Raw genomic sequence first — 13,186 nt, 5'->3', positions numbered from 1 at the left:
GGGCGACCGGCCTGCCGTTCGGCGACGCCCGAGGAGCCCGGTAGCCGACAGCCCCGAGCCCCCGGCCCAGCCGGTCCGCCGCCGGGCGCGGCAGCCCACAGGGCCGTTCGGCGAAGCCGGGCAGCCCCCGAACCGCCGGCGCAGCCGCCGCCACGCCCGGCAGCGCACAGCGGTCAGACGCCTGCCGTTCGGCGAAGGCGCAGAACCGCGAAGCGCACCAGCGCGCACCAACCCGGGCCCCCGGCGCGGCCGAGCCGCTACGCGGCAGCGCGCGGCGGACCGGGGCCTGCCGTTCGGCGGAGCCGTCAGAGCGGGTCGGCGCCCAGGTCGTCGACGACCGGGGGTGGCGGGGCCTGGTGCTTGGGCGGCTCGGCCGCCTCCGAGTGGGCGCCGCAGCCGTAGGCCAGCGAGACGACCCGGCCGTCGGCCGGCGCGTACTCGTTGCCGCAGACGCCGAACGCCTGCCGCAGGCTGCCGGCGAGCGGGATCAGGAAGCCGCAGCTGAGGCAGGAGGCGGGGGCCGCCTGCGCCATCGGGGTGGCCGCGCCGAACTGCTCGTCCCAGCGGTCGGCGGCCTCGCTCAGCCCGTGCCGGGAGAGCACCCGGCTGCGGCCCAGGCCCAGCTCCTCGGCCACCTCGCGGACGGTGCCGCGGTCCGGCCCGGTCTCCGGCTCCTCGGCCGAAGGGACGCTCGGCGGGGTCTCCTCGGCCTGGTAGCCGGGCTCCAGGCGCGGGTCGTCCTCCTCGGCCGGCAGCAGGTCGCCGGGGCCCAGGTCGCCGGGGCGCAGCCGTTCGCTCCACGGCACCCAGTCGGGGGCGAGCAGCGCCTCGGGTCCCGGGGTGAGCGCCACCTCGTCCACGGTGACGTAGCGGGCGCGGGAGGCGCGGGCGACGGTGACGCCCCAGCGCCAGCCCCGGTAGCCCGGCTCCTCGCTGCCGAAGAAGTGGGTGACCAGGCGTTCCCCGTCGGCCACCAGGCCCAGGTGCTCGCCCAACCGGTGCGGGTGCGCCGCCTGGGCCGCCGCGTCGCGGGCCAGCTCCACCGCTTCGGCGCACAGCCGGTCCGGCGTCCGGCTTCGCATCCCAGCACTCACAAGAACTCTCCTACGGCGTCGTTCGGGGCGCACACCTGGCGGGCGAACAGGGTGGACGGAGCGGACACCGGGACCGCTGCGACGCCGCACTCATCGAGGCCAGGCGCACCGTCGGGCCACGCTATCGCACGGGGTGGGTGAGCTGCGCATGGGTTCAGCGGCGGCGCCGCGCGCGGGCGGGTGCCGCCGGCTGGTCCGGCTCGGGGAAAGCGGGTAAAGGCCCGGCGGATCAGGGGAGTCAGGGGCGCCCCGCGCCGTACGCTTGCCGGTGTGGCTGCTGGCGGTCGGTTGGAAACGGAGACCGGGACCCGGGCCGGGGTGATCGTCCGCTCCGGCCGGGCGGTGGGACGTGTCGTGCTGGCGGGGCCACGCGCGGTGACCCGCCGGGTACGGCGGGCGACGCACGCGCACGGCGCCGGCGAGTCGGGGATGGCGAAGCTGATCGAGCTGCACGCGGTGCACTCGGCCGGCGACATGCTGATCACCTTCGCGTTGGCCTCCACCATCTTCTTCTCCGTGCCGACGGACGAGGCGCGCGGCCGGGTGGCGCTCTACCTGGCGGTCACCATGGCGCCGTTCATCCTGCTGGCGCCGGTGATCGGCCCGCTGCTGGACCGGGTGCCGCACGGCCGGCGGGCGGCGATGGCCGGGGCGCTGCTGGCGCGCGGGATGCTGGCGCTGGTGATCGCGAGCGCGGTGGTGACGGGCGGGATCGAGCTGTATCCGGCGGCGCTCGGCGTGATGGTCTGTTCGAAGGCGTACAACATCGTGCGGGCGGCGGTGGTGCCGAGGTTGTTGCCGCCGCGGGTCTCGCTGGTGAAGGCGAACGCCCGGATCACGCTGACCGGGCTGATCTCGGCCGGCGCGATGGCCCCGGTGGGACTGGCGTTGAACGCGGTCGGGGAGCGCTGGCCGCTCTACGCCGCCTGTGTGATCACGGTGATCGGCGCGCTGATGTCGTTCCGGCTGCCGGGTCGGGTGGATCTGGCGAAGGGCGAGCGGACGGCGCACCTGGCCGAGTTGGCGGAGCTGCGGTCGAGTCGGGGCACGGCGGACGGGCAGCGCGGCTTCCTGCCCAAGGTCGGCGACTCGCCGGTGCTCAAGGCGCTGGTGGCCAACTCGGCGCTGCGCGCGGTCTCCGGTTTCCTGCTGTTCTTCATGGCGTTCCTGCTGCGCGGGGAGCCGCTGCCCGGGCTGGGCGCCGCGCTCTCGCTCGGCCTGGTCGGGGTGGCCGCCGGGGTGGGGAACGGGCTGGGCAACCTGCTGGGGAACTGGCTGCGGGAGCGGTCGCCCGAGCTGATCCTGCTGGCGGTGCTGGCGGTGGCGGTGGGCACCACGGTCACCGCGACGGTGAGCTATCTGGCGGTGACGGTGATCGCGGTGTGCGCCGCGGCCGGCATCTGCCAGGCGTTGGGGAAGCTGGCGCTGGACGCGCTGATCCAGCGGGACGTGCCGGAGGTGGTGCGGACCTCGGCGTTCGCCAGGTCGGAGACGACGCTCCAGATGGCGTGGGTGATGGGCGGGGCGATCGGCATCTCGCTGCCGCTGGTCGGCCCGCTGGGCATGGGGGTGTGCGCGACGCTGGCGCTGCTGGGTGCCGGGCTGAGTGTGCGGGGGCTGTTGACGACGGCCCGACGCGGCTCGCCGCACCCGCGCGTCAGGTGACCGGTATCGGCCGGTAATCTGCCCGCATGACTGCGATCGCCAGGAACCGGGGCCGCCGGGCCATCCGTACGACGCTCGCCATCGGCACCGTTTCGCTGGGCGTCCTCGTGCTGTCGGCGTGTGAGAAGCCTTCCCCCAACGCGCACTTCACGCTGGACAGCAGCAGCAAGTCGCGGGAGACCGCGAGCGACTGCTACGGGCACGGTGAGCCGCTGGGCGCCGAGCGGGCCAGGGACTGCCTCGTCGGCACGGAGAACCGGGTGACGTTCACCAGCACGCCGGGCGACACGTTCCGGATCGGGGTGGACGCCCATGTCGCCGAGGAGGGCTGGCTGCTCTTCGTCAACGAGCAGCTGTACCGGGCGGAGCCGTTCACCGGCACCTACCGGAGCTTCCCGAGCGACCAGCTCTTCCAGATGGTGCAGCAGCAGGCGACGCCTGGCTCCCCGCCGGTCGCCGAGGAGCTGCGGCTGAGCGTGGCGCAGATCCGCGCGGACGACTACGACATCGAGACGATCTGGGCCTCGCAGACCCAGGAGGAGTACGACGAGCGGCTCCTCGGCAGCCTGGAGGGCGTCTGGAACGCGACGCTCGAACCGGGCGACTGAGGCCGGCCGGATCGGTTGACCTGATGGCGCGGGGCAGGACCCTGGTGGTCACCGCGGTGCCCGCCGAGCGGGACGCGGTGACGTTGGCGACGGGCGCCCCGCCGGACCAGTTCACGCTGCCGACCGGGCTGCCGCTGCACCGCGGGCCGGCCTGGGACGTGGTGGCGGTGGGCGTGGGCCCGGCGGCGGCCGCGGCCGGCACGGCGACGGTGCTGGCGCTGACCAGGGGCCGCTACGACCTGGTGGTGGCGGCCGGCATCGGCGGCGGGTTCGCGCCGGTGGCCGCCGTGGGCGACACGGTGGTCGCGGACGAGCTGGTCGCCGCCGACCTGGGCGCGGAGGACCCGGAGGGCCCGACGGGCTTCCTGGACGTGGCCGAGCTGGGCTTCGGCCAGGTGCGGCACCGGCCGCCGGCCGGGCTGGCGGCGGCGGGCGCCGCGGCGACCGGCGGGGTGCTGGGGACGGTGCTGACGGTCTCGACGACGACCGGCACGGCCGAGCGGGCCGCGGCGTTGACGGCCCGGCACCCGGGTGCGGCGGCCGAGGGGATGGAGGGCCACGGGGTGGCGACGGCGGCCGGCGCGCACCAGCTGGCGGTGCTGGAGATCCGCACCGTGTCCAACCCGGTGGGTCCACGGGACCGGGCCGCGTGGCGCATCCCCGGCGCGCTGCGCGCGTTGACCGACACCTTCGCCGCCCTGGGCCCGGCGGTCGACCAGTGGAGACGGGAGCACCATGAGCACGACGGCTGACGGCACGGCGGGCGGCGGGCCGCTCTCCCTGACCTACTCACCCTGCCCGAACGACACCTTCGTCTTCCACGCCTGGACGCACGGGCTGCTGCCCGGCACGCCCGAGGTGACCGTGGACTACGCGGACATCGACGTGACCAACGGGCGGGCCGAGCGCGGCGAGGGCGACCTGCTGAAGGTCTCCTACGCGGTGCTGCCCTGGGTGCTGGACGAGTACGAGCTGCTGTCCTGCGGCGGGGCGCTGGGGCGGGGCTGCGGCCCGCTGGTGCTGACCACCCGGGGCGGCTCGGCGGCTGACCTGGCGGGCCGGACGGTGGCGGTGCCCAGCGAGCGGTCCACCGCCTACCTGCTGTTCCGGCTGTGGGCCGCGGAGTGTGTGCCGGGTGGCGTGGGTGAGGTGCGGGTGCTGCCGTTCGCCGAGATCATGCCGGCGGTGCGGGACGGCCGGGTGGACGCCGGGCTGGTGATCCACGAGGCGCGGTTCACCTACCAGAACTACGGGCTGCGGCAGCTGGCCGACCTGGGCGAGTACTGGGAGTCGAGCACCGGGCACCCGATCCCGCTGGGCGCGATCCTGGGCCGCCGCTCGCTGGGCGCGGAGCGGCTGGCGGCGGTCAGCGCGGCGATCCGCGCCTCGGTCGAGCACGCCTGGGCGGACCCTTCGGCCAGCCGGCAGCACGTGCTGGCGCACGCGCAGGAGTTGGACCCGGCGGTGGCGGACGCCCATATCGAGCTGTACGTCAACGAGTTCACCGCGGACCTGGGCCCGGTCGGCTACGCGGCGATCAACGAGCTGCTCGGCCGGGCCGCCAAGGCCGGTCTGGTGCCGGAGACCAGAACGCTGCCCTGACGGCCCGGGGGCGGGGGCCCGCTAGCGGAGGCCGGTGAAGAAGGCGCGGACGTCGGCGACCAGCAGGTCGGGGCGTTCCATGGCCAGGAAGTGGCCCCCGGCGTCCAGTTCGGTCCAGCGGACCACGTGGTGGTCGCGCTCGGCCCAGGGCCGGACGGTGACGTCGAGCGCGGAGAGCAGCACCGCGGTGGGCACGGTGCCGCGCGGCGGCCCGGCCCAGCCGGCGGCGTCGGCGTCCGCGTCCGACCAGTCGGCGTTTCCGTTACCGGCCCCGTCCCCGTCCCCGTCCGCGTCCGACCAGTCGGCGTTTCCGTTACGGGCCCCGTCCCCGTCCTCGGCCGACCAGTCGGCGGCGGAGATGGTCTCGTAGTAGATCTGCGCGGCCGAGGTGGCGCTGGCGGTGAACCAGTGGAGCGCGACGGTGGTCAGCATCCGGTCCCGGCTGATGCTGTCCTCGGGCAGGCCCGCCTCCGGCTCGGAAAGCTCCTTGAACTTCTCGACGATCCAGGCGAGTTGGCCGACCGGGGAGTCGGTCAGCGCGTAGCCGACGGTGGCCGGGCGCTTGGCGTTGCACTGGAGGTAGCCGTCGTTGAAGTCCCGCATCCGGTCCCAGCGGGCGCGGTCGGCCGGGGAGAGGGCGTCGAACTCGCCCTCGACGCCCACCGGGAAGCTGAGCGCCGCGTTGAGGTGCTGGCCGAGCACCCGGTCCGGGGCCAGCCGGGCGATCTCCGGGGCGACCCAGGAGCCGGTGTCGTAGCCCTGCACGCCGAACCGCCGGTAGCCGAGCCGGCTCAGCAGCTCCAGCAGCTGCTCGGCCATCCGCGCCGGGCCGGTGCCTGGGGCGGCCAGCGGGGTGGAGAAGGCGAAGCCGGGCAGTGAGGGGATCACCAGGTGGAAGGCCGGGTCGTCGGCGGTGCCGCCGTGCCCGGCCGGGTCGGTGAGCGGGCCGATCACGTCGAGGAAGTCGGCGAAGGTGCCGGGCCAGCCGTGCAGCAACAGCAGCGGGGTGGCGTCCGGCCGCGGCGAGCGGACATGGACGAAGTGCAGCCGCTGCCCGTCGACAGTGGTGACGAACTGCGGGTGCGCGTTCAGCTCGGCCTCCCTGGCCCGCCAGTCGAAGGCGTGGCGCCAGTGCTCGGCCAGCTCCCGCAGGTAGTCCAGCGGAACCCCGCGTTCCCAGCCGGTGCCGGGCAGCTGCTCGGGCAGCCGGGCCCGCGCCAGCCGGTCGTGCAGCGCGTCGATCGCCGCCTGTGGGACGGCGATCCGGAAGGGCTCGATGGCCCCGGTGTCGGTCATGGCGGGCACGCTAGGCCCGGGTTGGGACCGTTCCGGTCCTAACCGCCGGGCCGCCGGAGCCGGGGCACGGTTGACTGGGGCGGAAGGGTGGAGCGAGGGAGGGCCATGGATCCGTCGGCGCGGTTGTTGCGGCTGCTCAGCCTGTTGCAGGACGGCCGGGAGCGGTCCGGCGCCGAGCTGGCCGAGCGGCTGGGGGTGACGGCGCGCACCGTGCGGCGGGACATCGCGCGGCTGCGGGCGCTGGACTACCCGGTGCGGGCGCTGCGCGGCACCGCCGGCTACCAGCTGGCCGGCGGCGCGGCGCTGCCGCCGCTGCGGCTGGACGAGGAGGAGGCCGTCGCGGTGGCGGTGGGCCTGCGGACCACGGCGAACAGTTCGGTGGCCGGCATCGAGGAGGCCGCGCCGCGCGCCCTGGCCAAGCTGACGGGGGTGCTGCCGGCGCGGCTGCGGCAGCGGGTGGACGCCCTGGGGACGAGCGCGCTGCACGTCGGGGCCGCCGGCCCGCCGGTGGCGGCCGGGACGCTGGTGACGTTGGCCGGGGCGAGCCGCCGCCGGGAGCGGCTGCGGTTCGACTACACCGACGCGCGGGGGCGGCAGGCGGTGCGCGAGGTGGAGCCGCACCACCTGGTGTCCCTGGCGCGGCACTGGTACCTGATCGCCTGGGACCTGCGGCGCGCGGACTGGCGCGTCTTCCGGGTGGACCGGCTCTCCCCGCGCGGGCCGGCCGGGCCGCGGTTCGCGCCGCGCCCGTTGCCACACGGCGACCCGGCGGCGTTCCTGGTGCACCGGCTCTCCGCCGGGCTCTGGCCGCACCGGGCGACATGCGTGCTGCACGTGTCGGCGGCGGAGGCGGCCGAGCTGGTCTGGCCGGGCACGGGGGTGGTGGAGCCGGTGGACGAGCGGAGCTGTCTGCTGCGGGTGGGGGCCGACAGCGTCCCCTCCCTGGTGTGGATGATCACCTCGGTGAACGTCGACTTCACGCTGGTGGAGGGGAGCGACGAGCTGGCCGCCGCGCTGCGGGCGCAGGCCGCCCGCTGTCTGCGGGCGGTCGCGGGCCGGCCGCCGGCGGGGGCCGGCGCGGCGGCGGGGGAAGCGGCGGGTTAGACGTCCAGCTGGTCGGCGACGGCGCGCAACATGCCGGCGATCTTCCGGCCGCTGGCCCGCTCCGGGTACCGGCCGCGCTCCAACTGCTGGGAGACGCCGTCGAGTAGCGTGGTCAGGTCCTGAACGATGGAGGCCAACTCGTCCGGCTTGCGGCGCTGCGCGGCGGCCACCGACGGCATCGGGTCGAGCAGTACGACGGAGAGTGCCTGGTCCCCGCGCTGCCCGGCGACGACGCCGAACTCGACGCGCTGACCCGGCTTCAGCGCGTCCAGGCCGTTGGGCAAGGCAGAGGAGTGCACAAAGACATCGCCGCCGTCGTCGCGGGAAAGGAAGCCGAAGCCCTTCTCGGTGTTGAACCACTTGACCTTGCCGGTAGGCACGTGTCCTCGTCCTCGCACTCGTCCATAACAGTGAGGCGGGCCACAACAGCCCGCCAGGTCTTAGGCTAATGGCCCGCAGCCCGGTGACAAGATGCTCCCGGGCCGTTTCGGAGGATCACTGCCCCCGGCGCGTCGCAAATATGCTCGCGCCTGCGATCCTGTGTGGGTGAGTACCAACCTGAGTGCGAACGCGAGCGCCGCGGCGCCCGCCGACGCGAGCGCCAAGCAGCCCGGTGACGCCCTGGTGCGGGTCGGCGGCGTGGTCTTCGCGGTCGGCGCCGTCGCCACCCTGATCACCGTGATCCCGCTGCTGGTGGGCGCCGATCCGCTGCCGACCGCCGCCTACCTGGTGTCCATGCTGATGGGCGTGGGCTTCTTCGTCGCCGGCTGCGGCCTGTTCCGGTCGATGTCCGTGCAACGGCGGCTGGACCGGGAGGCCCAGGCCGCCGGCCCGGTCGCGGGTCAGGCGTCGGCCGCCAGGTAGTCGGCCAACCAGCCGGGGAACGCGGTGAGATCGGCGAGCACCACGTCGGCCCCGGCGGCCCGCAGCTCGTCGGCCGGGCAGGGGCCGGTGGCCACCGCGACGGAGCGCGCCCGGGCGGCGCGCGCGCCGCGCACGTCCCCGACGTGGTCGCCGACGTACACGCCGGCGTCGTGCGCCAGCAGCGCCTCGGCCTTGCGCTCCGCCCAGAGTGAGCCGACCAGCACGTCCGGGGTGAGCCCCAGGTGGTCCAGGTGCAGCTTGGCGTTGCCCGGGTACTTGGCCGTCACCACCATGCTGCGACCGCCCAGCCGGCGCACCGCGGCCAGCGCCTCGGCCGCGCCGGGCAGCGGCGGCGTCGGCTCGATGGCCAGCTCCACGTACAGCGCCCGGTAGCGGTCGGCGGCGGCCGGCAGCCGCTCGGCGGGGAACCAGTACGCCAACTCCTCCTCCAGCGGCGGCCCGAGGCGGCTGACGGCGAGGTCGGCGTCGATCGAGACACCGGTCTCCTCGGCCAGCGCCCGGTAGGTGCGGTGGATCCCGGGGCGGGAGTCGATCAGGGTCATGTCGAGGTCGAACCCGACCGTGAACGGGGACGTCGGCGCGGAGTGAGGCATACCGCTATTGTGCCCCTGGCACACGCCAACACTTAGGCTCGCCTAACCTAACCGCGCGGGGGACCATGTCAACGACCGCCGAACGCCCGCCCGTCGGCGCGCGGCACGCGACCGCCGGCCGCCGGCTGGCGTGGGTGACCGCGGCGGTGGCGGCCGTCGCCGTGGCGATGCTGCTGAGCGTCGCCCTGGGCAGCCGCACCATCGCCCCCGACCTGGTGCTCCGCTCGCTCTTCACCGACCCCGACGAGCTGACCGGGGAGGCCGCCAGCGCCGCCAAGGTGGTCCGGGAGCTGCGGGTGCCGCGCACCGTGATCGCGCTGCTGGTGGGCGCCGCGCTCGGCCTGGCCGGCGCGGTGATGCAGGGCCTGACCCGCAACCCGATCGCCGAGCCCGGCATCCTCGGGGTCAGCCAGGGCGCCTCGGTCGCGGTGGTGCTGGCCATCACCTTCGCCGGCGCCAGCTCGCTGACCGACTACGTCTGGTACGCCTTCGCCGGCGCGGCGCTGGCCGCGGTCGCCGTCTACGCGGTCGCCAACCGGGGCCGGGGTGGCGCCACGCCGGTGCGGCTGGCGCTGGCCGGGGCGGCCGTCAACGCGCTGCTGGCCTCGGTGATCGCCGGTGTGCTGACCACCAACGCCGCCACCCTGGACGAGTTCCGCTTCTGGCAGGTCGGCTCGCTGACCGGCCGGGACGCCGAGATCGCCGCCAGGATCTGGCCGTTCATGCTGGTCGGCGCGGTGCTGGTGGCCGCGTCCGCGCGCGGCCTGGACGCGCTGGCGCTGGGCGACGACGCGGCCCGCGGCCTTGGCCAGAACGTAGCCGCGGTGCGGATCATCGGCGGGCTCGGCGCGGCCGTGCTGACCGGTGCCGGCGTGGCGGCGGCCGGGCCGATCGCGTTCGTCGGGCTGGCCGTGCCGCACCTGGGGCGGGCCCTGGTGGGCAGCGGGCACCGCTGGCTGCTGCCGATGGCGGCACTGCTGGGGGCGGTGGTGCTGCTCGTCTCCGACGTGGTCGGGCGGCTGGTCTTCCCGCCGTCCGAGGTGCCGGCCGGGGTGACCACGGCGCTGATCGGGGTGCCGTTCCTGGTCTACCTGGTGCGCCGCTCGGGAGGCCGGGCATGACCGACCAGCCCGACCTGACCGGCGCCGCGGGCGGGGCCGGGCCGGTGAGCGAGGCCGACCCGGTGACCGGCGCCGACCCGGTGACCGGCGCCGACCGCCCTCGCGCAACCGAGTACGGGGAGAGCCGATGACCAGCACCGCGACCCGGCCGCCGCGGCTGGCGAAACCCGCGCCGACGACCCGCCCCACCGGCTACCTGGTGCTGCGCTGCCGGGCCGCCTCGCTGCTGCTGCACCGCCGCACCGCGGTCGCCGTGACCGTGTTGCTGTTGGCGCTGGCCGCCGGCTGCGTGGCCAGCCTGTCGCTGGGCAGCTCGACGGTGCCGCCGCTGGACGCGGTCCGCTCCGTGCTGGGCCTGACCGACGAACACGCCTTCGTGATCGGGGTGCTGCGGCTGCCCAGGCTGACCGTGGCGCTGCTGGTCGGCGCCGCGCTGGCGGTGGCCGGCGGGCTGATCCAGACGGTGGCCCGCAACCCGCTGGCCAGCCCCGACATCATCGGCGTCAGCCAGGGCGCGGCGGCGGTCGCGGTGATCGCCATGACCTACGGCCTGGGCGGCACCGGGGTGCTGCCGTACTGGGCGACCGCCGGCGGGCTGGCGGCGGCCGTGTTGGTCTACCTGTTCGCGTGGCGCGGCGGCCTGCACGCCGGCCGGTTCGTGCTGATCGGCATCGGCTTCGCCATCGCGCTGCGCTCGGTCACCCAGCTCTTCCTCACCAAGGGCGACCACACCGTGGCGCAGCAGGCCACGGTGTGGATGACCGGCTCGTTCAACGGCCGTGGCTACGCCGAGGCGGCGCCGCTGGCCTGGGCGCTGCTCGCGCTGCTGCCCGCCGTCTGCTGGGCGGCGCGCGCCCAGCGCTCGGTGAGCCTGGACGACGACACGGCGACCGCGCTGGGCGTCCGGATCAACGCCACCCGGGTCGGGCTGGTGGCGGTCGGGGTGCTGCTGGCCGCGCTGGCCACCGGCACGGCCGGGCCGGTCGACTTCGTCGCGCTGCTCTCCCCGCAGATCGCCCGCCGGCTGACCCGCACCGCGCAGATCCCGCTGCTCGCCACGGCGCTGGTCGGGGCGCTGCTGACGGTGCTGGCCGACCTGCTGGCCCGGCTGCTGTTCGCGCCGACCGAGCTGCCGGCCGGGGTGGTCACCGCCGCGATCGGCGCCCCCTACCTGCTGTGGCTGATCTTCAACAACCGTGCCGGAGGCCGGGCATGAACTCCCCTTCCCCGTCGGAGCACCCGTCGGAGCACCCGTCGGAGCACCCGTCCGACCGCCCCGCTGACCGCCCCGCTGACCGGGCCGACGCGACCCGGCCGCGCGGGTCGCGGCCGATCCCCGCACCCGCGCCGGGCCGTGACCAGGACCGGGCCCCGGACCCGGACCCGCCGGCCGGCCGGCTCGCCGCCCGGGGCCTGACCCTCGGCTACGACGCCGACCGGCCGGTGGTCGACGCGCTGGACCTGGACGTGCCGGACGGCCGGGTCACGGTGATCGTCGGGCCCAACGCCTGCGGCAAGTCCACCACCCTGCGCGCGCTGGGCCGGCTGCTGAAGCCCCGCGCCGGGGCGGTGCTGCTGGACGGCGCCGAGCTGCACACGCTGCCGACCCGGCGGATCGCCCGGGCGCTGGGGCTGCTGCCGCAGTCCCCGGTGGCGCCCGAGGCGATCACCGTGGCCGACCTGGTCTCCCGCGGCCGGCAGCCGCACCAGCGCTGGTGGCAGCAGTGGTCGCCGGCCGACGAGGCGGCGGTCACCGAGGCGATGGCCCGCACCGCCGTGACCGAGCTGGCCGACCGGCCGGTGGACGCGCTCTCCGGCGGGCAGCGGCAGCGGGTGTGGATCGCGATGGCCCTGGCCCAGCAGACGGACCTGCTGCTGCTGGACGAGCCCACCACCTACCTCGACATCGCCCACCAGGTCGAAGTCCTCAACCTGGTACGCCAGTTGGCCACCGCGACCGAACAGGCCCCAGCGCGCACCGTGGTGACCGTGCTGCACGACCTCAACCAGGCCGCCCGCTACGCCGACCACCTGGTGGCGATGCGGGACGGCCGGATCGTCGCCCAGGGCGACCCCGGCGAGGTCGTCACCGCCGAGCTGGTGGCCGAGGTCTTCGGCCTGGCCGCCGTGGTGATCCCCGACCCGGTCACCGGCTCCCCGCTGGTGGTGCCCGAAGCCCCCACCCCACACCCCGCAACCGTTCCGTCAAGGGAAGGTCACACCCCATGAACCGCCGCACCGCCACCACCGCCGCGCTGGCCCTGGCCTGCGCCGTCACCCTCGCCGCCTGCGGCTCCGACGCGGACTCCGACGCCGGCTCGGGCGACGGCGCCGGGGACGGGACCGGCGGCACCCGCACCGTGGACAGCGCGATGGGCCCGGTCGAGGTGCCGGAGAACCCGCAGCGCGTCGTCGTCCTGGACACCGCCGAGCTGGACACCGCCATCACCCTGGGTGTCATCCCGGTCGGCGCCGTACAGGCCGACGCCACCCAGGAGTTCCTCGACTACCTGCCGCAGGACCAACTCGCCGACATCGAGAACGTGGGCGGCATCGCCGCGCCCAACCTGGAGGCGATCAACGACCTGGACCCGGACCTGATCATCGGCAGCAAGGTCAGGGACGAGCAGCGGTACGACGAACTGTCGGCGATCGCCCCCACCGTCTTCACCGAGACGGTCGGCGCGCCCTGGCAGGAGAACTTCCTCACCCACGCCGACGCGCTCGGCAGGTCGGCCGAGGCCGAGGAGGTCGTCGCCGCGTACCAGGCGCACGTCGCCGAGGTGGTGGAGGCCATCGGCGGCCCGGAGGCGGCGGCCGACATCGAGGTCAGCATGTTGCGCTTCATCGACGGCGGCAACACCCGGCTCTACGGCCGGGAGAACTACATCGGCGGCATCCTCGGCGACCTGGGCCTCGGCCGGCCGGCCATCGTGGACGACGCGCCGGACGGCTTCGCCGTCGAGATCAGCCCGGAGCAGGTGGACCAGGCCGACGGCGACGTCATCTACTACGCCTCCTACGGCGACCCCGACGCCTCCGGCGAGGACGCCGCGGTCGGCGGACCCCTCTGGGAGGACCTGACGGCCGTCCAGGAAGGCCGCGCCTTCCCGGTCAACGACCAGCTCTGGTACCTCGGCATCGGCTACACGGCGGCCGAGCAGATCCTGGACGAGATCGAGCAGACCCTGGTCGGCTGACCTCCGGCCGGCAGCGCG

General features: G+C 75.4%; 15 protein-coding genes. 11 read left to right on the top strand and 4 right to left on the bottom strand.

Translation table 11 applies throughout. The annotated features are described in order from the left end of the window. Positions 1–305 precede the first annotated feature (305 nt). Complete coding sequence (locus RM844_RS17855) at positions 306–1,082, bottom strand: DUF3027 domain-containing protein (protein WP_311668241.1); 777 nt, start codon at positions 1,080–1,082, stop codon at positions 306–308. A 282-nt stretch (positions 1,083–1,364) separates the two neighbouring features. Here RM844_RS17855 and RM844_RS17850 point away from each other — a divergent pair, with 282 nt between their 5' ends. The 4 genes from RM844_RS17850 to RM844_RS17835 are packed head-to-tail and all read left to right on the top strand — an operon-like array spanning position 1,365 to position 4,969. Next, complete coding sequence (locus RM844_RS17850; RefSeq protein WP_394814537.1) at positions 1,365–2,759, top strand: MFS transporter; 1,395 nt, start codon at positions 1,365–1,367, stop codon at positions 2,757–2,759. Between the two features lie 26 nt (positions 2,760–2,785). Then, on the top strand, positions 2,786–3,367 hold the full coding sequence (locus RM844_RS17845; RefSeq protein WP_311668240.1) for a hypothetical protein: 582 nt from the start codon (positions 2,786–2,788) through the stop codon (positions 3,365–3,367). A 23-nt stretch (positions 3,368–3,390) separates the two neighbouring features. Next, the gene (locus RM844_RS17840) at positions 3,391–4,119 is read left to right on the top strand and encodes a futalosine hydrolase (protein WP_311668239.1); all 729 of its coding nucleotides are present in this window, start codon (positions 3,391–3,393) and stop codon (positions 4,117–4,119) included. Then, the gene (locus RM844_RS17835) at positions 4,103–4,969 is read left to right on the top strand and encodes a 1,4-dihydroxy-6-naphthoate synthase (protein ID WP_311668238.1); all 867 of its coding nucleotides are present in this window, start codon (positions 4,103–4,105) and stop codon (positions 4,967–4,969) included. Before RM844_RS17840 ends, RM844_RS17835 begins: the two co-directional genes overlap by 17 nt. Positions 4,970–4,990: 21 nt before the next feature. On the opposite strand, the gene RM844_RS17830 is transcribed toward RM844_RS17835, so the two are convergent. Further along, complete coding sequence (locus tag RM844_RS17830; protein WP_311668237.1) at positions 4,991–6,265, bottom strand: epoxide hydrolase family protein; 1,275 nt, start codon at positions 6,263–6,265, stop codon at positions 4,991–4,993. Positions 6,266–6,370: 105 nt separating this feature from the next. Between RM844_RS17830 and RM844_RS17825 the strand changes: the two genes are divergently transcribed. Continuing rightward, complete coding sequence (locus RM844_RS17825; protein ID WP_311668236.1) at positions 6,371–7,369, top strand: helix-turn-helix transcriptional regulator; 999 nt, start codon at positions 6,371–6,373, stop codon at positions 7,367–7,369. Here the strand turns inward: RM844_RS17825 and RM844_RS17820 are convergent. Next, complete coding sequence (locus RM844_RS17820; RefSeq protein ID WP_311668235.1) at positions 7,366–7,749, bottom strand: cold-shock protein; 384 nt, start codon at positions 7,747–7,749, stop codon at positions 7,366–7,368. The two genes, RM844_RS17825 and RM844_RS17820, sit on opposite strands and share 4 nt — an antisense overlap. 178 nt (positions 7,750–7,927) lie before the next feature. On the opposite strand from RM844_RS17820, the gene RM844_RS17815 reads away from it, so the two are divergent. Next, positions 7,928–8,233 (top strand): hypothetical protein, encoded by a 306-nt coding sequence (locus RM844_RS17815; protein WP_311668429.1) that lies wholly within the window; start codon positions 7,928–7,930, stop codon positions 8,231–8,233. Here the strand turns inward: RM844_RS17815 and RM844_RS17810 are convergent. Beyond that, a complete protein-coding gene (locus RM844_RS17810; RefSeq protein ID WP_311668234.1) occupies positions 8,212–8,847 on the bottom strand; it encodes an HAD family hydrolase in 636 nt (211 codons plus the stop codon). The two genes, RM844_RS17815 and RM844_RS17810, sit on opposite strands and share 22 nt — an antisense overlap. Positions 8,848–8,912: 65 nt before the next feature. Here RM844_RS17810 and RM844_RS17805 point away from each other — a divergent pair, with 65 nt between their 5' ends. Genes RM844_RS17805 through RM844_RS17785 form a run of 5 tightly spaced genes read left to right on the top strand, consistent with a single transcriptional unit; the run spans position 8,913 to position 13,168 of the window. Beyond that, the gene (locus RM844_RS17805; protein WP_311668233.1) at positions 8,913–9,968 is read left to right on the top strand and encodes a FecCD family ABC transporter permease; all 1,056 of its coding nucleotides are present in this window, start codon (positions 8,913–8,915) and stop codon (positions 9,966–9,968) included. Continuing rightward, entirely contained in the window at positions 9,965–10,099 is a 135-nt protein-coding gene (locus RM844_RS17800) for a hypothetical protein (RefSeq protein ID WP_311668232.1), read from the top strand. The genes RM844_RS17805 and RM844_RS17800 overlap by 4 nt, the downstream gene beginning before the upstream one ends. Then, positions 10,096–11,184: a FecCD family ABC transporter permease gene (locus RM844_RS17795; RefSeq protein ID WP_311668231.1), complete on the top strand. Its 1,089-nt coding sequence runs from the start codon at positions 10,096–10,098 to the stop codon at positions 11,182–11,184. The genes RM844_RS17800 and RM844_RS17795 overlap by 4 nt, the downstream gene beginning before the upstream one ends. Continuing rightward, the gene (locus tag RM844_RS17790; RefSeq protein ID WP_311668230.1) at positions 11,181–12,197 is read left to right on the top strand and encodes an ABC transporter ATP-binding protein; all 1,017 of its coding nucleotides are present in this window, start codon (positions 11,181–11,183) and stop codon (positions 12,195–12,197) included. Before RM844_RS17795 ends, RM844_RS17790 begins: the two co-directional genes overlap by 4 nt. Beyond that, positions 12,194–13,168 carry an ABC transporter substrate-binding protein gene (locus tag RM844_RS17785; protein WP_311668229.1) on the top strand — a complete coding sequence of 325 codons (975 nt, stop codon included), beginning with the start codon at positions 12,194–12,196 and terminating at the stop codon, positions 13,166–13,168. The genes RM844_RS17790 and RM844_RS17785 overlap by 4 nt, the downstream gene beginning before the upstream one ends. The last annotated feature ends 18 nt before the right edge of the window (positions 13,169–13,186 follow it).

The sequence above is a fragment of the Streptomyces chisholmiae genome, from assembly GCF_031845445.1.
GTDB classification, from domain to species: Bacteria; Actinomycetota; Actinomycetes; order Streptomycetales; family Streptomycetaceae; genus Streptomyces; species Streptomyces chisholmiae.
Note: the sequence above shows the minus strand (reverse complement) of the source record. Positions and strands in the feature narration are given on the sequence as shown.